At 35.3% G+C, this 25,596-nt stretch carries 21 protein-coding genes; 17 read left to right on the top strand and 4 right to left on the bottom strand.

What is annotated here, in order from left to right; genetic code table 11:
• Positions 1-2,001: 2,001 nt before the first annotated feature.
• Together HWV59_RS03325 and HWV59_RS03330 are read left to right on the top strand one after the other, a co-directional pair.
• Entirely contained in the window at positions 2,002-2,328 is a 327-nt protein-coding gene (locus tag HWV59_RS03325; RefSeq protein ID WP_175638052.1) for a hypothetical protein, read from the top strand.
• Between the two features lie 23 nt (positions 2,329-2,351).
• Positions 2,352-2,681 carry a DUF2085 domain-containing protein gene (locus HWV59_RS03330; protein ID WP_102231044.1) on the top strand — a complete coding sequence of 110 codons (330 nt, stop codon included), beginning with the start codon at positions 2,352-2,354 and terminating at the stop codon, positions 2,679-2,681.
• A 101-nt stretch (positions 2,682-2,782) separates the two neighbouring features.
• Here HWV59_RS03330 and tatC read toward each other — a convergent pair whose 3' ends face one another.
• The 3 genes from tatC to HWV59_RS03345 form a co-directional block, all read right to left on the bottom strand.
• A complete protein-coding gene (tatC, locus tag HWV59_RS03335; protein ID WP_175638053.1) occupies positions 2,783-3,532 on the bottom strand; it encodes a twin-arginine translocase subunit TatC in 750 nt (249 codons plus the stop codon).
• 66 nt (positions 3,533-3,598) lie between these two features.
• Positions 3,599-3,838 (bottom strand): twin-arginine translocase TatA/TatE family subunit, encoded by a 240-nt coding sequence (locus tag HWV59_RS03340; RefSeq protein ID WP_102231042.1) that lies wholly within the window; start codon positions 3,836-3,838, stop codon positions 3,599-3,601.
• A 29-nt stretch (positions 3,839-3,867) separates the two neighbouring features.
• Positions 3,868-5,316, bottom strand: coding sequence for an alkaline phosphatase PhoX (locus HWV59_RS03345; protein WP_235991655.1), 1,449 nt, complete (start codon positions 5,314-5,316; stop codon positions 3,868-3,870).
• Between the two features lie 870 nt (positions 5,317-6,186).
• Between HWV59_RS03345 and HWV59_RS03350 the strand changes: the two genes are divergently transcribed.
• The 9 genes from HWV59_RS03350 (at position 6,187) to HWV59_RS03390 (ending at position 16,506) form a co-directional block, all read left to right on the top strand.
• Positions 6,187-6,768, top strand: a complete 582-nt coding sequence (locus tag HWV59_RS03350; protein ID WP_102231041.1) for a CalY family protein — start codon at positions 6,187-6,189, stop codon at positions 6,766-6,768.
• Between the two features lie 114 nt (positions 6,769-6,882).
• Positions 6,883-7,449 (top strand): TasA family protein, encoded by a 567-nt coding sequence (locus HWV59_RS03355; RefSeq protein WP_175638054.1) that lies wholly within the window; start codon positions 6,883-6,885, stop codon positions 7,447-7,449.
• 40 nt (positions 7,450-7,489) lie between these two features.
• Positions 7,490-7,840 (top strand): hypothetical protein, encoded by a 351-nt coding sequence (locus HWV59_RS03360; RefSeq protein WP_102231039.1) that lies wholly within the window; start codon positions 7,490-7,492, stop codon positions 7,838-7,840.
• Position 7,841: 1 nt separating this feature from the next.
• Positions 7,842-8,399, top strand: coding sequence for a signal peptidase I SipW (sipW, locus tag HWV59_RS03365; RefSeq protein ID WP_321197595.1), 558 nt, complete (start codon positions 7,842-7,844; stop codon positions 8,397-8,399).
• 368 nt (positions 8,400-8,767) lie between these two features.
• Positions 8,768-9,457, top strand: a complete 690-nt coding sequence (locus HWV59_RS03370) for a response regulator transcription factor (protein ID WP_175638055.1) — start codon at positions 8,768-8,770, stop codon at positions 9,455-9,457.
• Positions 9,454-10,719, top strand: coding sequence for a HAMP domain-containing sensor histidine kinase (locus HWV59_RS03375; protein ID WP_175638056.1), 1,266 nt, complete (start codon positions 9,454-9,456; stop codon positions 10,717-10,719). Before HWV59_RS03370 ends, HWV59_RS03375 begins: the two co-directional genes overlap by 4 nt.
• Before the next feature lie 366 nt (positions 10,720-11,085).
• Complete coding sequence (locus HWV59_RS03380; protein WP_175638057.1) at positions 11,086-11,847, top strand: ABC transporter ATP-binding protein; 762 nt, start codon at positions 11,086-11,088, stop codon at positions 11,845-11,847.
• Between the two features lie 10 nt (positions 11,848-11,857).
• Positions 11,858-14,194 (top strand): ABC transporter permease, encoded by a 2,337-nt coding sequence (locus tag HWV59_RS03385; protein WP_235991790.1) that lies wholly within the window; start codon positions 11,858-11,860, stop codon positions 14,192-14,194.
• A gap of 785 nt (positions 14,195-14,979) precedes the next feature.
• Positions 14,980-16,506: a glycine betaine uptake BCCT transporter gene (locus HWV59_RS03390; RefSeq protein ID WP_175638058.1), complete on the top strand. Its 1,527-nt coding sequence runs from the start codon at positions 14,980-14,982 to the stop codon at positions 16,504-16,506.
• Between the two features lie 67 nt (positions 16,507-16,573).
• On the opposite strand, the gene HWV59_RS03395 is transcribed toward HWV59_RS03390, so the two are convergent.
• Positions 16,574-18,067, bottom strand: coding sequence for a peptide MFS transporter (locus HWV59_RS03395; RefSeq protein ID WP_175638059.1), 1,494 nt, complete (start codon positions 18,065-18,067; stop codon positions 16,574-16,576).
• A gap of 514 nt (positions 18,068-18,581) precedes the next feature.
• On the opposite strand from HWV59_RS03395, the gene HWV59_RS03400 reads away from it, so the two are divergent.
• The 6 genes from HWV59_RS03400 to HWV59_RS03425 all read left to right on the top strand — a co-directional run bounded on the left by HWV59_RS03400 (position 18,582) and on the right by HWV59_RS03425 (position 25,588).
• Positions 18,582-18,869, top strand: coding sequence for a DUF4386 domain-containing protein (locus HWV59_RS03400; protein ID WP_235991656.1), 288 nt, complete (start codon positions 18,582-18,584; stop codon positions 18,867-18,869).
• Positions 18,870-19,094: 225 nt separating this feature from the next.
• Positions 19,095-19,748, top strand: coding sequence for a hypothetical protein (locus tag HWV59_RS03405; RefSeq protein ID WP_175638061.1), 654 nt, complete (start codon positions 19,095-19,097; stop codon positions 19,746-19,748).
• Complete coding sequence (locus HWV59_RS03410) at positions 19,748-21,451, top strand: GMC family oxidoreductase N-terminal domain-containing protein (RefSeq protein WP_175638062.1); 1,704 nt, start codon at positions 19,748-19,750, stop codon at positions 21,449-21,451. Before HWV59_RS03405 ends, HWV59_RS03410 begins: the two co-directional genes overlap by 1 nt.
• 72 nt (positions 21,452-21,523) lie before the next feature.
• A complete protein-coding gene (locus HWV59_RS03415; RefSeq protein WP_175638063.1) occupies positions 21,524-22,051 on the top strand; it encodes a DUF3231 family protein in 528 nt (175 codons plus the stop codon).
• Positions 22,052-22,159: 108 nt separating this feature from the next.
• Positions 22,160-22,396, top strand: coding sequence for a hypothetical protein (locus tag HWV59_RS03420; protein ID WP_175638064.1), 237 nt, complete (start codon positions 22,160-22,162; stop codon positions 22,394-22,396).
• Positions 22,397-22,837: 441 nt separating this feature from the next.
• The gene (locus HWV59_RS03425) at positions 22,838-25,588 is read left to right on the top strand and encodes an ATP-binding protein (protein ID WP_175638065.1); all 2,751 of its coding nucleotides are present in this window, start codon (positions 22,838-22,840) and stop codon (positions 25,586-25,588) included.
• Positions 25,589-25,596 lie beyond the last annotated feature (8 nt).

Below are 25,596 nucleotides of genomic sequence, written 5' to 3' on the forward strand. Positions count from 1 at the left end.
TGCTGAATTGTGTAAAATTTTGATTTGCGAAATGTTTTTAGTATAAGGAGTGACAAAAGCATACGTAAAAAAAGAATATGAATGCTTTAGTATAGGTAGGCAGTGTAGAGTCATTCGCAAAGTCCAGAAAAAGGATAAAACGGCCCCGAAAGAAACAATAATTGTAAGTATTAACCAATTGTGTATCGTTTCCACGTGAAACAGAGACAAAAGCATACGTAAAAAAGGAATCTGAATGCTTTGATATAGGCAGGCGGTATAAATTCATTCGCAAAGTCCAAAAAAAAGGAAACAACGAACCCGAATGAAACAATAATTACAAGTATTAACCAATTTTGTATCATTTTCCAAATGAAACAGAGACAAAAGCATACGTAAAAAAGGAATATGAATACTTTGATATAGGCAGGCGGTATAAATTCATTCGTAAAGTCCAAAAAAAGGAAAAAATGGCCCCGAAAGAAACAATAATTGTAAGTATTAACCAATTGTGTATCTTTTCCAAATGAAACAGAGACAAAAAGCATACGTAAAAAAGGAATGTGAATGCTTTGATATAGGTAGCCGGTATAAAGTTATTCGTAAAATCCAGAAAAAGGAAAAACCACCCCTGAAAGAAACAATAATTACAAGTATTAACCAATTTTGCATCATTTCCAAATGAAACAGAGACAAAAGCATACGTAAAAAAGGAATGTGAATGCTTTGATATAGGTAGCCGGTATAAAGTCATTCGTATAATCCAGAAAAAGGAAACAACGAACCCGAAAGAAACAATAATTACAAGTATTAACCAATTGTGTATCATTTCCAAATGAAACAGAGACAAAAGCATACGTAAAAAAGGAATATGAATACTTTGATATAGGCAGGCGGTATAAATTCATTCGCAAAGTCCAAAAAAAGGAAAAAAAGGCACCGAAAGAAACAATAATTGTAAGTATTAACCAATTGTGTATCTTTTCCAAATGAAACAGAGACAAAAGCATACGTAAAAAAGGAATGTGAATGCTTTGATATAGGTAGCCGGTATAAAGTCATTCGTAAAATACAGAAAAAGGAAAAAACCACCCCTGAAAGAAACAATAATTGCAAGTATTAACCAATTGTGTATCTTTTCCAAATGAAACAGAGACAAAAAGCATACGTAAAAAAGGAATGTGAATGCTTTGATATAGGTAGCCGGTATAAAGTCATTCATAAAATACAGAAAAAGGAAAAAACCACCCCTGAAAGAAACAATAATTGTAAGTATTAACCAATTGTGTATCTTTTCCAAATGAAACAGAGACAAAAAGCATACGTAAAAAAGGAATGTGAATGCTTTGATATAGGTAGCCGGTATAAAGTCATTCGTAAAATACAGAAAAAGGAAAAAACCACCCCTGAAAGAAACAATAATTGCAAGTATTAACCAATTTTGCATCATTTCCAAGTGAAACAAAGACAAAAAGCATACGTAAAAAAGAAATATGAATGCTTTAATATAGGTAGGCGGTATATAGTCATTCGCAAAGTCCAAAAAAAGGAAAAAACCACCCCGAAAGAAACAACAATTACAAGTATTAACCAATTGTGTATCATATCCACGTGAAACAGAGACAAAAGCATACGTAAACAAGGAATATAAATGCTCTTACATAGATAAGTACTATAAAACCGTACGCAAAATCCAGTTTAAATGTATAGCAGTAAAAATTCTAATATCAAACAATGTATGTTGTCTAGGTGAAAAAGCCGTTATACAGAACGGACTATCTAGGTAATGATTACCGGCATCTCATGTGTTACCATCTAAACTCTGGACTGTGAAATGTGTGTAGCGCAACTTATTTGAAACGAAGGCAATTAACCCTTTATTCCGGTTGTTGCCTTTATATTCTTACCCGAAATTTAATACTGTTAAATATTTCAAATTTTTTTATAATAGAAGTAAAGAATTATTAGACGGATTCATCGTAATAAAGTCACTATGATTTTTCTCTATCATGTAGAGTTTATTTGAGTACAAGAGTAAGAGAATTGGAGGAAAATATGTTTTTTATTGGACTTACTGTCTTCCTAATATTAATTTTATCTGGAATTATTCTCATTGTAGAGGCTTCTTATTTAATCGGAAGTATTTTATTGGGATTAGGCATTATTTTATTAATTTACGTAACACAGTATTACCGAAAAAGAAAGGATAAGAAAGAAAAGAGTAGTTGGACTGACTGTTTTGACTGTAACGCTGCACCAATGAATTGTCCGGATTTTTCCTTAATGAAAAAAATGGATTGCGATTGTGATGGAGATAAGGGCTTTGACTGTGACTGTAGCCCAAATTAATTACCAGCCAAGAGGGAGAAGAAATGAGTGAAATTTTGAATTTGATCCCGTGTCATCGTATACCTGAAAGATGTATTCATTTTAACGGGAAACCTATGAACCTATGTACAAGATGCTTTGCAATGCTGCTTGGTTATATGTGCACCCCGATTGCTTTAGCTATCAATATAGTCGTTCCTTTTTGGATTTCAATCATTATGGCGATACCGCTATTGATTGATGGATTTACACAAAGATGGGGTTGGAGGCAAAGTTCAAACTCAATTCGTTTTATTACCGGAATACTATTTGGTATTGGACAATCAATTCTAATATCAACTATAGTTTGGACTATTGTCAATTTTGTTAATTGAATAAATTATTTTGTGCTAATAAGCATCCTAGCAGGAAGGTGCTTCTAAAGACGTAAAAGTCTAATCAACCATCAGTGGGGGAAGTTCCCCAGCTGAAGGAGTTACACTTTATAAGCCGTATCATTCTGAGAGACAATCGATTCTGAAGATAGTCTTTTTCGAAAAACGAATTTGCTTAAGCTAACACTTAATTCATACAAAAGCAGTAGAGGAATGATAACGAGAACATCTGATATAAAATCGGGAGGAGTAATTAAAATCGAAACAACTATTAGAATAAAGTAGGAGATTTTCCGCGCCTTTACTAGTTTTTTTGGATTGATAATTCCTAACTTTGTTAAAAACATAATAACAGCAGGCATTTCAAATAAAAAACCAAAAGGTATTGTCAGGTTGAACATAAACCTAAAGTATTTTTCAGCTGTAAAGAAAGTTGCAAATTGATCATCTATAAGTCCTGTTAAAAATGAGAGGACAATCGGAAAAAGGATAAAGTAACCAAATGAAATTCCGATAAGAAATAGGAAAAATAAGCCTGGAATAAAAGCTAAAGAGTGCTTTTGCTCTTCCTTTGTCAGAGCAGGTTTGACGAACTGCCATATTTGAAATGCAGCAATCGGAATCGTGGCAGCAATAGCCATTACCCCTGCAATCATCATATAAATCCAGATGATATCTCCCGGACCCAGTAAAGCTAATTTACCGTCAAGATCCATAACTAAAAATTGATAAATATCCTTCACAAAAATAAAAGCTACTATGAAAAAAAGGATCAAAGAAATACTTGTGATAATAAGGCGTTTACGTAATTCATCTAAATGGTCAATTAATTTCATTTTCGTTTCTTCCATAAATAAACTCCTTTTACAAATGAACGATGTAGGCAGGTTCTGATATTGCCTACATCGTTCTGTTGTTTAGCTTCCAGTCTTACTGTCTGTTTTCTCAATACCGACTAACTTATTTTTTTCTTTTTCTTTAGTAGACTTCTTTTGCTCTTGATCATCACCGTTTACCAGATCATTGGTTGCTTTTTTAAATTCTTTTAGAGTGCTTCCAAAAGCTCGTCCGATTTCAGGTAGTTTGGAAGGACCGAAAATAATTAAAGCGATGACAAGTATGAGAATAAGGCCCGGTATTCCAATGTTTGATAACATTTTTTCACCTCCGGAAGAATTGTATCTGATTAAAGGATTGGCATTCCATGACGTTCTAATGCTGCAGCTTCTAAGATCGACATCCCCTGTTCTTCAGCAAAGGCTGTAAGTTTGTTAGAAACAGCAGGTGCTAGATCAGCAGGAGGAGCTGCATGTCCCATTGCGCGTTGGCGGGCAGCATTTCTGCGGGCGAAAGGACCCCAAATAGCAAAAGTCAAACCAGGTGTTTGCATATTTACGAAAAACGTATTTCCATCTGGAGAGAATACTGGTCCGGCAAATTCTGAACCGTTAAACTGATTCTCTGCGAACGGATAAACAACTCCTTCTGGTGTCATACCGATAATGCGGTCATTTCCGCCTCCATCTTCTGCAATCCAAAGATCTCCCCATGGTGTGATCGTAATATTATCAGGCATTTCTAAATCATTTTTATCTGTAGATTCATAGAAGAGCTCTAATGTATTTGTAGCTGGGAAGTAGCGGTAAACTCGGCCAAGGTCCTTTGAGCCTGCACTTGTATCATCAAACCAAAATGTTCCGGCAGAAAACCAAGCTCCTTCTAAACGGCTAAATTGAATGCATCCCAAATCTTTTGCATCTTGTTGTGCTCGCTCAGGGTTAAGCTGCTTCCAAACAATGCCGAATTTTTGTGAGCTGTTTAATTGATTTGAAGTTGTAGTTGAGATTTCATCAATAGCAGCAGCTTCGAGAATACCGCCTTTTTGAAGGGAACCAAGTTTTTGGCTTCGATCATGTGGTGTAAAGCGGTAAAGGAAGCTCGGGTTGTCATCTTCAGTTAAATACCAAATACCATTTGAGGGATCAACCGCACATGCTTCATGTGAAAAGTAACCCATATCGCGAATAGGTGTTTTTGACATTTCATTTTCCGGGTCAAGCGGATTTACTTCAAACACAAAGCCATGTCCCATGTTACGTGTTTCTTCACAAGTTAACCAAGTGCCCCAAGTTGTAGGCCCTCCTGCACAATTGCGGATCGTTCCTGAACTAGTAACATACTCATCAATTAAATTCCGGTCAGGTCCAACAATAAGGGCTGTCGTACCACCAGCAGCCCCATTGCTCCAAGGGTTTTTACCATTTACAGGATATTGGGAATTTGTACTATTTTCATGATTACGTACAAGGATGGTCGTATTTTTATCACCTTTAAATGCTGCCATTCCATCAAGCATAGCAGGAACTAAGTCTCCGTTAGGCATTGGATCGCCTGTTTTTGAAATGATCCGATATTGAAACCCTCTTGGAAGATCAAGAATTCCATTAGGATCCTTTACTAGAGGACCATAACCTCTAAATCCACTAGATACTTTTCTTGAATTGCTTGCTGCTAAACTCTCATTTCCTCCTGTTAACGACAATACCCCGGTTGCTCCTAGTGTTAAAGCGACAGTACTCATTCCACCGACTTTTAAGAAATCACGCCTGTTTAGTTCGTTTTTCCCCAAATTCACCACATGTTCCTCCTTACTATTTTTTGAAGGTGCCATATTCTATGAAACTAGCTCTAGTAGAAAAGTTAACAGGTAATTATAAAGGGTATGTTAATTTAATGTAATTTCCTAAAAAACTATGAACATGTTCCTAAAGTAAGTATTGATTAGGGATATAATAGAATTTTTTAATAGTCATTTAGTCATAATGAAGTAATGTCTGTTTGTTAAAACGCACACTAGTGGGAATTAAGAGAGGGATGAAGTACTAAGCATTTAGTATAGGATTGCCAAAATGACCCTTTTAAAATATTAATGATTTATTAAAAATGTAAATTCCGTATGAATATTGTCAAGGGGGATTTAGATAGAGTAGTAATCGTTTCTATGTATACTGGAGTTTTTAGAACCTGATAGATAACGTTTCACTTTAGAAACTGAATTAAAAGAAAAATGTAATGGAATTACTAATCTAGTGATATTTTCGTTTCAATACCTGCCTTGTAATTCAGGAAAGTACGATTATATTTAAAAGTAAATTTAACGTAAATATCGTTTACTAAAAATTAACATGAAATGGGACATATTATGCAATTTGAAGAAAATAGGAGGAAATAGGAGAAACTTGTCTCTAACATAAATAATTGTCAATTTTTGAGGTTTTTCAATTGAAAAAAATTTTTCTTATAATGGCAAATGTGTTGTTCTTTATTGAGTTCTGTTTTTTCTTAGAAAAGAACGACGGTTCACTAATAGTTATCAAGAGGAAGGGAGCTCACTCACTGTTTTAGATTCGTTAGGGAAAAGGCAAATGTTAATTAGTTGAAATGGAAACCGTAGATCTGATCAAGTCTTTGGAATTCTTAATCTATTACGAGGAGGAAAATGAAGATGAGTATTAAGAGTAAATTAGGTTTAGGTGTAGCAACAGCAGTTTTAGGGATGGGATTGATCGGTGGAGGTACGTTTGCTTATTTTAGTGATTCAGCTGAAGCTAGTAACACTTTTGCAGCAGGTACGTTAGACCTGGCGGTAGATCCGGAAGTAATTATTGATGTGGAAGACTTAAGTCCGGGGGATTGGATGATTCGTGCGTTTGATCTAGTAAACAATGGATCACTTGACGTCTCTGAAGTTCTTTTATCGACAAGCTATGAAGTCGAAGATGCAAAAGGTGATAATACAGATGATTTTGGTAAACATATACGCGTGAATTTCCTTGAAAACAGTGATAAGAGTGAAGATTATGGTCCTAATGATATTATTTATTCAACTACTTTATATGACTTACAACAAATGACTCCAGATGCTGTTGAGAAGAACATTGTTGGATTTGAAAATGAGGGTAGTGGATTACCGGCTGGTACGAAAGACACAATGTTTGTTGAATTCGAATTTGTTGATAACGGAGAAGACCAAAATCAATTTCAGGGAGACAAATTAAAACTTAATTGGTCTTTTGAAGCTAGATAATTTTTTATTTAAGTAGAGAGAGAAGATTTTTTCTCTCTCTTCTATCTATTTTTCCTAAGAATATTATTCATCATGAGATTAAAAAATGAAAGTCTTATGTGTGGAGGAATTGAAATGAGTATTAAAAGAAATTTAGCATTAAGTTTCGCAACAGCAGCACTCGGTTTAATTTTTATATCTGGAGGCACTGTTGCTTATTTTAATGATATAGAGTCAGCAAAAAATACTTTTACAACTGGACTTTTAGAGCTCGGGATTAATAAAGAGAGCATTATCCAAGTGGCAGACATCGTGCCGGGGGACACAATGCATGGTAATTTTGTCCTTACGAATGATGGAACAGTAAATATTAAAGAAATTATTTTACAGTCTTCTTATGAAGTAATTGATAAGGGGATGTCAAATCAGGATGATGATTTAGGAGATTATATAGAAGTAAAGTATTTATATAATGTGAAAAATAGGGAAAGAGTTGTGGTCGAAAAAACGTTATCTGAATTAAAGGATAACCCTCAACAAATTATGAAGGAATTTCCGGTTGGAAGTAATGAAGCAAAGTTTGCCGTTCAATTTCAATTTATAGATAACGGTGAAAATCAAAATCACTTTCAAGAGGATGAATTAATACTTAGTTGGAATTTTGAGGCAACACAAAGAGATGGGGATCCTGATCTGCAATAAATGAGCAACTGAGTTTGAATGAAGTAAGGTGGAGATCGTTTTGGAGAGGTACCGCACGATAATAATCATAAAAATAATGCTTATTTGGTATTTACTAATAGTGTCAGTTGGATTTTTAACGACAAGCACTGTTGCATACTACAGTGATCATAAGCCTGCGAGCGGAAGCATGACCATTGGTACTTGGGAAAGTGAAGAAAAGGTACACCAAAAGGAAGATATAACGAATGGAAGTTCAAAAAAAGATAATGAAATGGATAAACAGGTTGCTAAAGCTGAGCAGAAATCAACGTCTTCTCAATTAAATGAAAAAGAAGAAGAGACTATAAAGGATAATTATGAAAAACAAAACGTGCAGTCAGGGAGCGCTGATGAACAGGAAGGAGATTAAGTTGAATTTATTAAAATGGGTGAATCGGATTGTTACAGGGATATTAATTATATTGCTAGTGAGTGTAGCTGGAATTGTGCTGTCCACTAAACTTACGAATGGTGAACCAGAGGTATTTGGTTATCAATTAAAAACGGTTCTATCAGGGTCAATGGAACCTAATATTCAAACAGGATCAATTATTGCTGTGAAGTCAGTTGACGAGGATGAACGGGAAAAATTTCAAAAGGGTGATGTGATTACATTTTTAGAAGAGGATAGACTAGTTACCCACCGCATCCTGGAGGTTAAAAAGACAGGCAGTCATATTCAATATATAACCAAGGGGGATAATAACAATACGCCAGATTCAAACCCTGTTTTAGCTGACAATGTCAAAGCGGCTTACGATGGATTTACTATTCCCCATTTGGGTTATTTTATTAATTTTGCTCAGTCTACTAATGGGAGTTTTTTATTTATGATCTTACCTGGAATCTTGTTACTGGGGTACTCTATATTGACTATATGGAAAACATTGAGGCAGTTAGAAGATGAATATAAAAAAACCCCAATCTAAATATTAGATTGGGGTTTCACCTTGTAGACAAAGTAAAATTTCTAGCCCCTCAGACTGATTGCTAACGCTTGCCTTTCGAGGCACGAAGACTTGTGAGGAGCGGAGTTACCGGGATTGGTAATGAGCACCGCAGCAAGGTGAGTAACGAAGAAAGCGAGCGTTTGTCAACAGTCTGAAACCCCAATCTAAATATAAGATTGGGGTTTTGCGGTTAGGAAACTATGAATAAAAAATAAAAGCTCTTTAGCTGGTTTAATTATGGACATCCACTCGGCTATTCCAAGAATTTACACTTATTTCTATAATATAATGTATAATTTAACTATCCTGTTAACGAACTAGGAAAATCTTTTTCTAGGAGATTTAAGATGAAATTAGATTGCTTGATTGTTGATGATGAGCTTGCTTTAGCTGAAACAACTTGTGAGTATTTTAATATGTTTGAAGTCAAAACGGCTTTTGTGACAAGTGCGGAAGAGTGTGAACATTTTCTGGAGGAACACAAACCATCATTGATTCTTCTTGATATTAATCTTGGGGATTCTTCCGGATTTGAATTATGTAAAAAATTGCGCCGCACAACACAGGTTCCGATTATATTTATAAGTGCCCGCTCCAGTGATGACGATGTTTTGATTGCACTAAATATTGGTGGAGATGATTACATTCAAAAGCCCTATACATTAAGTATCTTACTGGCAAAAGTAAAAGCAGTACTCAAAAGAGTTGGAAGTGGTTCTAGCAACCAACAAGAAATGCTTGAGTTTGGACAGATCCATATTGACACAAAGCTGCACCGTGTACGAGTAAATGGTACTGTTATTCAATTAAAAGCAATGGAATATAAACTTCTGTCTTATTTGGTAAAGAATAAAAATCGAATTATCACAAAAGATGAACTGTTTCAAAATGTTTGGGGAGATTCTTTTGTAGGAGATGGAACCCTAAATGTACATATTCGGCATTTACGTGAAAAAATTGAAAATAATCCAAAGAACCCGCAATTAATTAAAACCATATGGGGAACCGGATATGTTTTAGAGGATAGCAACCAATGAGATTGAAATTACTAATTGTAACAATTCTGGTTGCTTTTAGTGCAAGTATTGTTCTCTCCGTTATTGTTATTACAAATAAACATATAGTAGAAGTAGACCTTGTTGCCATAAATGACGTAGTTAAAATGGTCGAGAAAAATTGGGGACAAATTAGTGAAGAAACGTTTAAAGACAGTGATATAAAACAACCGTTTTCTATTATTGATCATTCGGGAAACTTGATTTATCAAACACCAGGTAATCATTTTATCGATTTATATGAGTCCATTAAAAATAAAGATACAATTATAGATTTGAAGCAAAATAATGAGATTACAGGGAAAATAATTATCTACAATAACGAGCAGGAAATCGTGCAACAAATGAAAACTGAACTGGTCATATCCGTAAGTTTGATATTGGGTATATTAATGATCGCTAGTATTCTTTATATTCTTTATCTATATAGAACGATTTTAAAGCCGTTTCAGCAGCTTCAACATTTTGCAGCGAATGTGGCTAGAGGTAATTTGGATATTCCTTTGAATATGGATAAGAATAATAACTTTGGTGCGTTCACGGAAAGTTTTGATTTATTGCGTGATGAACTAGGGAGTGCGCGCCAAAGAGAATATGAATCCAATCGTAGTAAGAAAGAGCTTGTGGCCACTTTAAGTCATGATATTAAAACACCAGTCGCTTCGATCAAAGCGATTAGCGAATTAATGCTCATGCAGGCAAAAGACGATAAGGTGATAAAGCAAGTAAATACTATCTTCTCGAAAGCAGAGCAAATTGATTTACTTGTTACGGATATGTTTCATGCTACATTAGAAGAACTGCAACAATTAAAATTAGCGGTAACCGAAGTGTCGAGCAAAGTACTTGATGATATGATTGAGAATGTTAATTATAATGATCAAATTGTCTATGATCCAATTCCACAATGTATGATTTTAACGGATCCTTTACGTATTCAGCAGGTAATAGACAATATTATAAGTAATTCATATAAATATGCAGGCACAAAGATCACGATTAAGTCTCAAATCTATCAGGATTTTCTTGAACTTCATATCATAGACTACGGATTAGGAATTAGTGAAGAAGAATTACCTCTGCTGTTCAATAAATATTATCGAGGGAAAAATGTGAAAGGCATGAATGGTTCAGGACTTGGGCTATATATTTCAAAGTACTTCATGGAAAATATGCATGGCCAAATTAGCTGTTACAACCGAAAAGATGGTTTTACAGTAGTCTTGAAAAACAAGCTAGCTTAAATTTAAGAATTGGTTAAGAATTGCACAAAGATTTAATAAGAACTCATTTTGTATGATAAGACTGTAAGCTTCTTTACAGTCTTTTTTCTATTTTTAAAAAAAGGTTGTTTCCTAAAAGATTGTTGCTTTTGAATAATATTTAAACTCTATAGTGGAATGGAGCGGAAGACACTCGACTCCTGCGGGAAGTGAGGAAAGGGCGAGACCCCGCAGGCGAAGCTGAGGAGGCTCGGCTTCCTCCCCGGTGCATCGAGTGTCTGCAGCGCAATGGAACGAACTAATTTTCAACTATAACACTGCATTAAAAACAACAAAGTATGCGAAAACAGCCTAAAAAACTTGAAATAAAGGGAGTTGCCAACAAATATGACAAAAACAATTATTAGAACGGAGAAACTGTGTAAAACCTTCTCCAGCGGTGGAATTCAGCAGCATGTTTTAAAAAACATGGATATCAGTTTAGTCGAAGGGGATTTTACCATCATAATGGGGAGTTCAGGATCTGGGAAATCCACTCTCCTTTACGCCATTAGTGGGATGGATAAACCAACATTAGGTGAAATTGACTTTGATGGGAAAAATATATCTAAATTAAACAACGATCAACTAGCGATTTTTAGAAGAAATCATTGTGGATTTGTCTTTCAACAAATTTATTTACTGGACAATATGAGCGTACTTGATAATGTGCTGGCAAGTGGTCTCTTAGTAAATAAAAATAAGGGGGAACTCGTTAAAAAGGCGAAAGACCTATTACTAAAAGTAGAAATCGAAGAAAGCTCTTGGTCCAAATTTCCAACACAGCTTTCCGGTGGTGAGGCACAACGAGTTGGGATTGTTAGAGCGATCATGAACAGCCCAAAAGTAGTATTTGCAGATGAACCAACTGGAGCGCTAAACTCCTCATCAAGTGATCGAGTTTTAGATGTATTTACGAATGTAAATCATAATGGGCAAAGTATTGTTTTGGTAACTCATGATGTGAAAACTGCATTGCGGGGAAATCGAGTCATCTATTTGAAAGATGGCATCATTTGCGGTGACTTGCAGCTAGGTGTCTACAGTGAGAATGAGAATGTTGAGCGCCATGAAAAGCTCAAACACTTCCTTGCGGAAATGGGGTGGTAAGGTGAAGATAATGAATCTGGCTATGGCGAACATTAGAAAAAGTAAATCTGCTACGGTTTCATTATTTATCTTTATTTTAATTGCTTCGCTTTTACTTAATATAGGACTAATGGTTATTACTCAATTAAGTACATTTTTTGATCAAAAAAACGAACAATTACATGACTCGCATGCCACATTTGTCATGGATCAGGATAGTTATCAACCAGCATATGGGGAGTTTTTAGAAGACTATCCCGGGGTAATTGAGACAGAAGTAGAAAATGTTATCCATATGGACATTGCTAATATTAAATTTGGGAATGGTGAATTAACTAGTGGTGCGGTTATTTTTAATGCCGATGCAAAGCGTACAATTGGACCGTTAAATTTGATTGAAAAACTAAATAAATCAAGCAACAATGATATTTTTGTTCCTTACAGTTTTAAAACAAATGGGGGGTATAAGCTAGGGGATCACATTACCCTCACATATCGGGATCAGGACTATGAATATCGAATTTCCGGATTCTTTGAAACTACGATGATGGGGACGAATAATGTTGGAGTTATGAAATTTATGTTACCTGAAAACACCTACCAGAAATTAAAAGAAGAGTTAGATAATCGATCAAAAGCGTCGATATTATCTGCCATTATGGAAGATAAAACACAATCTTCGAAGCTAAACAATGATTTCATACAGGAAGTTCAGCAATCACAAGTAAATAATACAGCTTCTTATATTATGGGATTAGATATAGAATTAGTGAAAAATGTAAGTACCTTGACCATTAACTTTATAGCTACTATATTAGTAGCATTTGCAGCCATTATCGTCCTTGTATCATTAATTGTCATTCGATTCCGAGTTTCAAATAGCATAGAAGATGGAATGGCCAATATCGGAATTCTGAAGGCAATTGGCTATACAAGTTGGCAAATTCTCTTATCTATTATTCTGCAGTTTATCTTCATCGTTCTTTGTGCGAGTGGTGCAGGAATTGCCTTGTCATATGTACTAATGCCATTGTTTGGAGGTATTATTTCATCCTTTTCGGGTTTAATATGGGTTCAAAGATTTGATATCATCATCAATTTAGTTAGTATCATCATTGTTGTTTTTTGTGTTGTTATCGTTACCTTGCTATCTGCCTTTCGTGTTCGTAAAATTCTGCCTGTTTCAGCACTTCGTGGAGGTATTCAAACTCACAGCTTTAGGAAAAATCACTTTCCTTTGGAGAAAGCGAGAGGTGGCCTTCATTTCTTACTTTCAATGAAATCGATGCTTGTAAATGCAAAACAAAATATGATGATTCTTTTCATTATTGTTGCAATCACTTTTGCTTCCGTCTTTTCAGCAGTATTGTATTACAACATTGCTTCCGACAAAACCGCATTTGTTAACTTATTCGGCTCAGAACCGGCAAATGTAATGGTTACTGTTATGCCTGATGCAGATGTAAGAAAACTCTTAAGTGACATTGAACAAATGGATCATGTAAGGAAGGTCAATATATTCGACTTAATCGAAACAAAAATTGATGATCAAACCGTATATACAAACGTTACAGATCATTATAATCAATTAGAAAATAATATTGTCTATGAAGGGCGGCAACCAAAGCATGAAAATGAAATATCCATCTCATGGGTTGTATCAAGTAGAATCAATAAAGGAATTGGTGATACAGTTGAGGTCGCATATGGAAATGAAACAAGCAGGTATTTGGTTACTGGTCTAAGTCAATCGATTGGTAACTTGGGGCAGGTAGCCGCGGTAACAATGGATGGAATTCAACAGTTACAACCAGACTATAAAGCTACGTCTCTTTATGTTTATTTAGATGGTATATCGAACAATGACTTTATTGAAATTGCCCAGAATCAATACGGGGGTTCAATAGTTGAAATGTTAGATATTGATGAAAATATCGCGAGCCAAACAGGTATGTATACAGCTGCTGTGTTTGCAGTTATGATGATGGTCCTGACCATTACAGTTTTAGTTGTTGTGATGATTTTGTATCTGGTTATTAAGACGATGATTATTAAACGCAATAAAGAATTTGGGGTCATGAGAGCAATCGGTTATTCAACGTTTCAACTGATGAATCAAATATCTATCAGTTTTCTACCTGTGATCATTACAGGTGTTGCAATTGGTGGTGTGCTGGGATTTTATTTCACTAACCCTATGCTCTCCGTTTTACTATCAAGCGCAGGTGTTAAACGTTTGGATTTTATTATTCATTTACCAATTATTCTAATGCCTTGTGCAGGCATCCTTATTTTAGCCTATATTGTCTCGATGTTGGTATCTCGTAGAATCAAGAAAATTTCTGCTTATGGTTTAATTACAGAATAGTGGTAAAGGGGCGGTTCTATGTTTCAATTTCGAAGATGAAACATAAGAACCGTCCCTCCATTTTTATATATATTCATAGGAAGTGTCTTGTAATCTGAGGTACTGTTTATTACTATTTTTTGCTGTTAAAAGGGTAATCAGAAGCTATTAAAGTCGAAGAGGACTTTTAAAATTGAGCGTAGTTTGTGTAGTCGAAATCATTATGGATTGAATCCAATTTGTATTTAAAGCAGTTTAAAGCAGAAAAAACATTCGATTTATGGTAAAATAAATTAGTCAAGTAATATTTGTCGACAAATGTAGGATTTTTTTAATGTAGAGTGTTAAGGATTTTAGAATAAATTATTCTAGTAAACATGTAAGGCAAATCCTATCACACTATGTGTCTTGCTTCATTTTCGGCAAATCAGACAGCAAAAAAATAAAAAGGAAAGGAATTTTGTTATAGGGTAGTTTTCGTCATGATTTGTAATCAGAATTGCTTAGAGAAATTACTTTGATGAAAGTACTTTTCTTGAAGATTTGTTGTTTTTTAATAAGTTCTTTGAACAAATAATTATCCGGTTGATTTGAATAGATAGAACAAGCCTACTATGAAATTGGTGAAACAGGTTATATATGTATGTGATGTGGTGAGCACATCGGTGGAGACAAACATACTAGAACTTGAACTAATATTCTCAACATTTATAACAAAAAACTTAAAACAAATACTTATTACAAAGCAACAAAGTTTGTGAAAACAGCCTTGATAAAAGATTCCTTTAAGAAGAAAGGAACATTCGATGAAAAATGTATCAAACGTCTTTTGGATAACTGTCGCCATTGTCTTTGCAGCAGTTATATTTGGTGTGTCAGCACCAGAAACTTTTGAAGAAGCTACTGCCAATATCCAGTCTTTTATGACTACAGCCTTTGGATGGTATTATTTAATTTTAGTGACAATCATTGTTGTATTTTGTCTATTTCTTATTTTTAGTCCTGTTGGAACAATTAAACTGGGAAAACCTGATGAGAAACCAGAGTTTTCAAATGGCACCTGGTTTGCCATGCTATTTAGTGCTGGTATGGGGATTGGTCTTGTATTCTGGGGAGCTGCAGAACCTCTATCACACTTTATGAACCCTCCATTAGCTGAGGGTGGGACAGCTGAAGCTCATAAAGAGGCAATGAGATACACCTTTTTTCACTGGGGTATTCATGCTTGGGCCATTTATGCAATAGTAGCTCTTGCTTTAGCTTACTTTCAATTTCGTAAAAATGAACCTGGTCTCATTTCGGCAACGTTAAAGCCGGTTTTAGGGAAAAGCATGGAAGGACCATGGGGAACAGTTGTAGACGTACTTGCCGTTTTTGCAACAGTTGTTGGAGTTGCAACAACCTTAGGGTTTGGGGCTGCTCAAATTAATGGTGGTTTATCTTTCTTATGGGGAATACCTAATAATTTCACCGTTCAATTTATAATCATTTCGGTTGTTACAGTCCTTTTTATGGTATCAGCATGGTCTGGTTTAGGAAAAGGAATAAAATACCTAAGTAACACAAATATGATTTTAGCGATTGCATTATTTATTTTAATGTTCATTGTAGGTCCGACAATCCTTATATTAAACATGTTCACTGACACAATTGGCGGATATATACAAAATATAGTACAGATGAGTTTTAGAATTGCTCCTTTAAATGAGGATCATCGCTCTTGGATTAATGGTTGGACGATCTTCTATTGGGCATGGTGGATCTCATGGTCTCCTTTTGTGGGAATCTTTATTGCTCGAGTATCGAGAGGGAGAACAATTCGAGAATTTATTATTGGAGTTTTATTAGCGCCAGCACTTGTAAGCTTTATATGGTTTGCGGTTTTTGGATCTTCAGCAATTGAAATTCAAAATGCAGGGGATATTGATTTAACAAGTTTTGCTACTGAAGAAGTCTTATTTGCGATATTTAGTCAGATGCCATGGTCAACGGTTCTTTCAGTTGTAGCAATAGCTCTGGTTTGTACGTTTTTTATCACATCTGCAGACTCGGCAACATTTGTGCTTGGAATGCAAACAACGAATGGTTCACTAACTCCGCCAAATTCAGTCAAATTAACATGGGGAGTTGCTCAATCTACTGTAGCATTAATTCTTTTATATAGCGGTGGTTTACAAGCACTACAAAATTCATTAGTTATTGCGGCCTTTCCGTTTTCAATTATTATGGTTTTAATGGTGGTTTCTCTGTATCGTTCTTTAACTAAAGAGAAAAAAGAGCTTGGTTTATATTTCAAGCCAAAACCACGCAAAACTCAACAACAAAGTAAATAACTAAAACAGGGGTGCAGTTCATTGAGAGCTGCACCCTGTTTTAGTTTTTAATAGTTCATTTCAACAATTAACGTACGCCTTTCATAAATACCTGAATTTTTGGCGAGAGGAGGAAAAGGATGATGGCAAGAACGATTGCAGCTCCTCCAATCGTACCAAAGTAAAGGTTCTCTGTTTCAGGTGTATAGAAACCTACAATTTGTGCGTTGATGGCTTGAGCCGCTGCACTTGATAAGAACCATAAACTCATCGTCTGTGCTGAAAAGGCATTAGGAGCTAATTTTGTAGTAGCTGACAGCCCTACAGGTGATAAGCAAAGCTCACCTAGTACAACAATGAAATAACTTAGAACAAGCCATAATGGGCTAACTAATTCACCTTCCCCAGTTAAAGCTCCTGGTACAAGGATGACAATAAAGGATAAACCGGCAAACAATAACCCAAGAGAGAATTTTTGAGAAACTGTTGGCTGGCGATCCCCAAGCTTTACCCATAGTCCGGCGAAAACTGGTGCCAAAATGATAATAAATAATGGATTTAATGATTGAAACCAAGCTGGTGAAATCGTGAATCCTAAAAACTCTAAATTAGTACGTTTATCTGCATAATGTGCAAGAATAGTTGATCCTTGTTCCTGGATAGCCCAGAACATAACAGCCGCAATAAATAAAGGAATATAAGCGATAATTCTAGAACGCTCAGTAGCTGTAGTTTTAGGACTGCGGTACATCACAATGAAATAGATTGTTGGAATTAGAATCCCTAAAATACCAATAAGAGCAACAAATGTATCAATTGTAAGGATACCCATTGAAATTGTGACAGCAATGAGAATAGCTAATATAACAGCACCTAATCCTATCGTTGTAAAAACTTTTTTCTTTTCATTTGGTGACAGAGGGTTAGGAACAACTGTACCAGCCAAACCGAGGTTCTTCTTCTTTGTCAAAACAAACAATAGTAATCCAAAGAACATACCAACTGCTGCTATTCCGAAACCTAAGTGGAAGTCATGCTTCATTCCAACTTCACCAACAATTAGTGGAGCCAGGAATCCTCCAAAGTTAATACCCATGTAAAAAATACTAAAACCGGCATCACGACGATTATCAGTTTCGCTGTAAATATCACCAACAACACTTGAAACATTTGGCTTTAATAGGCCTGTACCAATTACAATTAAGACCATGGAAACGAAGAACATAGATAAACTTCCAGGTATTGCTAATGCAATATGGCCAAGCATAATGAATATTCCACCGTAAAAAATGGCTTTTGATGTTCCGAATATCCGGTCAGCAAGCCATCCGCCAATAATTCCTGACATATAAACAAGTGATCCATAAATAGACATAATTGCTAAAGCGGTGCTTTCTTCAAGGCCTAATCCGCCTTTTGACACTTCATAGTACATATAGAAAACGAGAATAGCTCTCATTCCATAATAAGAGAAACGCTCCCAGAACTCTGTAAAGAAAAGAGTGAATAGTCCTTTAGGATGTCCAAAGAATCCTTTTTGCGGGACACTTTCCACAATTTTCTGTTTATTTAGGTCTGACATTTTACTACCTCCTTTGTTCTATTAATATAATATATTTCATGGTCTTGTTTTGTCAAAAAACTGAATTTTTATAAAATGGGGGAAATTCTAATTATAAAGAATATTATTCTAGTAAAATATGAGGGTATTTAATGAAAGCGATACCATTAAAAGTGGGGAAAAATGCCTATAAAACTTAATAGTAGATTGGATTAGTATTACTTTTTTCCTGATTGAGAGGTGAAAAGGCATTGGAGGAAAAATAAATGGACCTGGAGTAGGAAATCAATTATATGATGTTTTCTGAGTAAGAAAAAGCATCTTAGAAAAGGTGCTTTTTTGTCCATATGGGAAAATTAAGATTTTGCCAAAAGGGTTGGTTAATAAGCTGGTTTTATAATTACATCATGGCAGAAAACAGTCTATGAAAATAGTATTTGGACAAATTGAAGGTTAGATACAGATTCCAATGATATAGGTTGTTGTATATTGTTTTCAATATAGATTAAAGCATTTTATGTTAGGTCCAAATCTTATGTTAGGCTTAAATACATTTATGTATAGTTATTTATTTTTTAAAACCAATCTAGTGCCTAAACCTTTAGCTGCTTTTGGCATGATGACCTCTGTTTCAGTATTCACAGCTGGATTATTGGAAATGTTTGGTGTGGTAGAACCCTTATCTACAGCAAAAGGGATTATCGCACTACCTGTGGTTATATATGAGATGAGTTTAGCGCTCTGGTTAATTGTGAAGGGATTTCATAAACAAGAGCTTGAAGCATTAAAAGTGAATAGCCTCTTAAAACAGCTGGGAAAATGAAGATAAAAAAGGACCTTTTTAATAAAAATAGGGGTCCTTTTGACTTTTATGCAAAAGTTCAACATAGCTGTTAATAATTTAACCTTTTCTGTAGCGTTGATAGTCGAGCGTCTTTTTTCTTATTAAAGTAGCCTTTAAAGGAAAAAACATAAAAACTCCTGACATAGATAAATGAAGTTAGAAATAATATTTAGGTGGTAAGGAATCATTGAAAAGGGGTGCACAATGAGGAATAAAGGAAGTGAGAGAATTATTAATTGTTATATAAAATCCACATTTCAGGCACTTGTGCAGGCGATTATTCCATCAACATCTTATATGATACGTTTATTAGGATCTGTTCAAACACCCGGAGCAATGGAATATAAAGTTTACAAATATGTCATTTGGATATTGAACCATTCTATATCTTATCCTGTAAAAAAGAATTTGGATGTGAGATCAATGGCACTATCTACCGCTGAGTTATTGGATCTTGGAGCATTTCAATTGATTCAAACCTGTCAAAATGTATACCCCCTAAATCTTATAAGCTTCCCTCATGGCGGACTGTTCTCCAAGTTATCGCCCTTTGACCGAATTAAAACACTTACCCTTATTGAGAATCTTGAAATTAATGGTAACAATTTAAGCCCGCCTTATCATAATAATCCGGATCTCATTCGCCAAATGGTCGATGTACTAAATCAACTTACAATGTTTGGCTTCTATTCAGAATGGACAGGGTACGGAACAACAAGTCAATGTCCTCCAAATCTGAGAAGGTTAGAATATTTTCCGCCTGGATGGATGCTGACCAAATATCCTGGACCATCTTTTGCATACCGTGATTTTCGTGGTTTCCTAGCGTATATGACACATAAAAAGGAGATTGAATAATGGACTATCAAGATGTGATTGTTATTGGAGCAGGTGGTGGTGGGGCTGTTATTGCAAAAGAATTGGGGGGGAAAGGGTTAAAAGTTTTAGTTCTGGAGGCGGGTCCTTGGTACGGGAACAAAAAGTGGTCCAATCCGAATGGAGCACCCGGAGATACAGATAGCTCTACAGCAACTGATTTGGATGTAGTTTTATATAAGCAATTGATAGATAGGTATGAAATGAATATGAACGATTTGGTGTCTGGAAGATTTCGTTGGGGTCCTGCTGACCGAAATCGTTCACAATGGTTTAGGAGTTCGAAACAGAAGGGGATGATTTGGCAATGTGCTGGTGTCGGGGGAACGACACAAACCTATACGGCTAATTGTCCTAGGGCATATCCGATCGCAGTTGATGATAGGTGGCCTCTTTCTTATCGTGAACTTATTCCATATTATGAAAAGGTTGAGGCTGAGTTGCCGGTAAATTTCGCTGCTGTAACTGCCAAAGAGGAACTATTTTATTATGGAGCACAAAAGCTGGGATTGCCAATGAATCCTACGCTAGATGTGACAATTCCTGGGTATAGACCACAGCCTAATGCCATTTTACCTCCAAATGAACATATAAATAATCCCAACATTTCTGATGAACATCTATCTTGGATGGAAGGGTGTACACTTGCAGGGCACTGTATCAACGGCTGTCCACACGGGCCATCCGTGGAAAAGATAGCAAAACGGTCAACCAATGTCAGCTATGTTCCATTAGCTTTAAAAACAGGGAATGTTAGGATACGTCCTAATGCATTTGCAGTTAAAATTTTAACGGAAAAGGATAGTACCTATGGAATTAGGGTCAATGGTGTAATAGTAAGGAACACGTGGACGGGTGAACAGGAAATAGTAAGAGCGAAAATCGTCGTCATGGCTTCCGGAAGTATTGAAAGTCCGCGTCTTTGGATAAATTCAGGGTTGCCGGAAAATCCCTGGGTAGGGAGGGGGTTAGTCAATCATTATATGGACTGGGTAACGGGAATCTTTGATGAAAGAGATTTAATTTCTATTGTTGGCCAGACAGATCTTAATCCTTTTGTGGGAAATACATGTGGGGCAAGGGTGGACTATCCCGGATTGGGAGCATTGCAGTCGGTAGGGATGAGTCCGGGTTTAACTGCATCTTTTTATGGAATAAGTGAATCTGGATACTCCTTTTTACATACTCCTAAACCTGGTGATCCATGGGATGTGAAGGGGGTTCCTTTCGGGTTTGAAATAAAAGAGTGGATGGAAGCCTACCCTAGATCCTTAAGTATTTTGGTATCTACTGACGATGATGTGGATCAGCAAAACGGAGTTACTGTAAATCCGGCGATTAGTGATGAAAATGGACCAATCCCTATAGTAAAATACATTCCGACTAAAAGATCTAGCAAAAGGCGTAAAGAGTTAATGAAATTATCAGCTGACCTTTTAAGAAAAGCAGGTGCCAAAAAAATAATATGGTCAGATTGGCCGCCCGGCATGATGATTCATATAGAAAGTACGATGAGAATAGGATATGTAGTTGATGATAATTGTGAAGCTTTGCAAGTGAAACAGTTATATATTGCGGATAACAGTGTCCATTTCAATGGTTTGGGTGGAGCAAATCCAACTCTTACAACACAAGCATTAGCTGTACGGACTGCTGAAAAAATAGTAGAAAGTTATTTTTATTAGCATTTTTTCTAATAAATTGGAAAAAATACCACCATATCGAATTATATCCATGGATTGGTGGAGATTTTATATATGAGATTTTTTGAAGTGATTCATGATGCATTTGAACCTTTTTTGGACGGAGAAAAAAGACCATTGAATGTGATGGAAGTATCAAATCTTTGGTTTTTTCTTTTAGGTACTGAAACAACATTACGCAACGAAGAGCTGGGTATTAACTTAGCTCAAGATCCTGAATTGAAAAGAATATTGAAGGATACAAGAGAAACGGTACATATCCCGCTTAGAGACGAACTTAGTGAGTTTTTAAGGAAGGAAGGTGTCCCACTACCTAATTCAACTTCAGAAAAACCAATAGGCGAATTTCGGAATATACCAGAGGGGGCAAAATTAAACGATGAAGAATTGGCTAATTTAATGTCCTACAATCTTGCCCAAGGGGTAACTGTCGCAGCTAAAGGACTTTCAGAGTCAATCCGTGCCGATGTTGGTTTGATTTTCTCAAAAATCATTTACAAAAAGACCATGGCAGGTTTAGTTGTCAAACAGTATTTGGATCAGCGGGAATGGCTTCGTATTCCACCTTATTATAATGCGTAAGCCCATCTCGATTAATTAGTATTTGTAGAAGAAGCTGGGCTCTCGTACGATTTTGCTGTTTACCATAACTTATTGACGAAAAAGTCAGTATTACTTGAAGCGGTTTATATGGTAAGAGGAAGCCGGAAAAATAAATCGTCCAATGTTCAGGCAGCACATTTTATCTTTGAAGCATTTTTTCACTATAAGACGATTGGTACTACACATGAAGGAAAGAAATGGTTGGAAGTCATTAATATAGGTGATGCTGCTGGTGGTGTGATGTCAGATGATATGGAATGGTTTGCCAAGGAGTTTATAAAAGCTGTTTCGGTTCAACGGCATTGGGAGCGTCAGGTAGTTTAAGAGAGAAGAACACCCCCTTACGAAAAGGGGGTGTTTATTTGGTCGCTAAGATTATTTGAAGGATTACAGAGTGTTTTTACCGCTTTTGTAAAAAATTACAAATTATTTCAATTAACTATTTTTATATAATTTTTTGGTAAGTGGTTAGTTAGATAAATACTCTGTTGATAGAAGCAAAGTAAGGAAAGTTTTTAAACTTATATGAACAAATAATGAATTCATTCTTGTTTCATGAGCTGCTATATTAATATTTTGAAATAAATAAAAGTAATATTAAAAATACTTTAATAGAAAAAAGCTATCTATAATATAATAATTTTCGAAGATTCACTAGACGAAATTTCATCATATAAAGTATGATTATAACAAAATATGTAAGAGTGCAAAGGTTATTATCTGAATAATTCAAATCTTATTTTTTCTAATCATATCGGAGGTCACATGAAGTTTAAAACAAAGCTTTATATGAGCATAGGGTCATTACTGCTGCTCATTTCAATCATTGTTGTGATATTAATGGGCATGCTTGAGAATTCAACTGTTAATATGAATGTAGTTGTAAATGATTTAAATAATAGAATAAATTTGGCTACAAATATTAAGTACGAGACTGCAAATATTGGTAGACATTTAAGGGAACTTACTGCGATTAATCAGTCATCCACAAGCAATAGAGAAGTACTTAATGCTTGGGAAGAGTCGCAGACGAACTTAAAGCAGTCGTTGGAGGAACTTGAAGATAAAGATACTCAAGCGAAATCCAAAGAATTAATTGTAAAGTATAAAACATTACAAGAGTCTTATTTAACGATTGTTCAGCAACTTTTATCAACACAAAATACTGATGTCAATTCCTCGCTATGGAATGAAGCAGAGCTTATAAGAAAGAGAATGATACAGATTGCGGAACTTCTTCAAGGACTGCAAGAACAAGAAATGAAAAATGAACTTTTAAGATCCAGAGATACATATAATTGGGCTGTTAAAAACATTTATATATTTTTAGCAATTGGCTTACTTATTGGAGTAGGATACACGATTTGGATTATCAAGCGGATGACAAATAATCTTAATCATGTTACATCAGTAATGAAAAGTGCTACAAACAGTCATTTTGATCATTTACCTAGAATTGAAATAACTCAAAAAGGGGAAATTGGTGAAATAGCCATTGCGTTTAATAAAATGGCCATTGCCTTAGAGAATCATAGTAAGCTCGAAAAGAAATTAAAGGAAGAAGCAGAGGAAAATAGCTGGCTTAAAACGAAGTTTGCCGAAATAGCTACGATGTATCCTGAAGTAGAAAATATCAAGATGTTATCAGAAAGGTTGATAACAAAGCTTGTTCCTATGGTAGGAGGAAGTTTAGGTGTTTTTTATGTTAAGGAAGTGAAAAATAGTGACAAGTATTTAAAGAAAATGGCTTCATATGCCTTGTTAGATGAAAATAATAAATTTGAGTATTTTCGTTTCGGAGAGGGGCTTATTGGACAAAGTGCAGCTGAAAAACGACCAATTTTACTTAAGAGTATTCCAGAGCATTATATAAATGTACACTCGGGTTTGGGAAAGGGAACACCTAAAAATATAATGATCCTGCCTGTTCAATTTGAAGGTAATGTGTTAGCAGTTATAGAGGTTGCCTCATTTGATGTATTTAGTAGTTCTCATATTAAACTTCTAGAAGAAGTGAGTAGTAATATAGGCATTACAATTAATAGTATTATGAACAGGATGAAAGTAGATCAATTGTTACAAGAGTCACAAGCACTTACAGAAGAGCTCCAAGCGCAATCTGAAGAATTACAGGTACAACAAGAAGAATTAAGAACGACAAATGAAAAGCTTGAGGAACAGTATGAAACTTCTGAGCAGAAGAAACAAGAAGTTGAAAGGATTCGAGAGGCACTTGAAGAAAAAGCTCAACAACTAGAGATAAGCTCGCAATATAAATCTGAGTTTTTGGCGAATATGTCTCACGAATTAAGAACGCCACTTAATAGTTTATTAATATTAGCAAAAATCTTATCAGAAAATAGTGATGGTAACCTTACTTTTAAACAACAAGAGTATATTCGTACGATTTTCTCCTCAGGTAATGATTTATTGAAACTCATTAACGACATTTTAGATTTAGCAAAAGTTGAATCTGGAAAGTTAGAGGTGATACCTAAGGAGGTAAAACTGCAAACAATAAAAGAATTTATTATTGGGCAATTCTCTCCGATTTCTCGTCAAAATAACGTAGACTTTAAAATTCAGTTTCATGCTGATTTACCAGAAATTCTTTTAACAGATGAACAAAGATTACATCAAATTCTAAAAAACCTTTTATCAAATGCATTTAAATTTACTGAGCATGGAAGCATTTTATTATCTGTTCAAAAAGTAAATAAAGAAAGTTTAAAGCAATTTAATATAGGAAGTAACCAAGTAACATCGATGATTGCTTTTTCTGTCACTGACACTGGAATTGGGATTGATGAAGAAAAACAAGAAGTAATTTTTGAGGCGTTTAAACAAGCGGATGGAACAACGAGTAGGCAATATGGTGGTACTGGACTGGGACTTTCAATAAGTAAAAATATTGCTGACTTATTAGGTGGATTTTTAGAGGTGAACAGTAAGAAAGGAAAAGGTAGTACCTTCACGTTATACTTACCTTATGAAGAACAGAAAAACACGATGATTGATCGTTCCTCGAGAGAAGAGGCTGCAGTGACACGTGAGGAAAACTACTCGATGGTTGTAAATAACAACGGGAGTAGGGATATGGACCATCATATAGAGGAACAGGGAAAATCATTACTAAAGGGTAAGAAAATCCTTATAGTTGATGATGATATTCGAAATGTATATGCGTTAACAGTAGCGTTAGAAAAATATGAGCTGGAAATTGTTATTGCGGAAAATGGAAAAGAAGGAATTGAAGAGTTACTTAATAACCCGGATGTGGATTTGGTTCTAATGGACATTATGATGCCAGAGATGGATGGGTTTCAGGCAATGAGAGAGATCAGGAAAATTGAAAAATTTAATCATATACCAATCATTGCATTAACGGCAAAGGCGATGAAACATAGCAGAGAGCAATGCTTAGAGGTTGGAGCGACGGATTATATTAGTAAGCCGATTAACCTAGATCAATTATTCTCGTTAATGCATGTATGGTTGTACAGCAAGGAGGGGTAGGAGATTTT

It is taken from the genome of Metabacillus schmidteae, assembly GCF_903166545.1.
GTDB classification, from domain to species: Bacteria; Bacillota; Bacilli; order Bacillales; family Bacillaceae; genus Metabacillus; species Metabacillus schmidteae.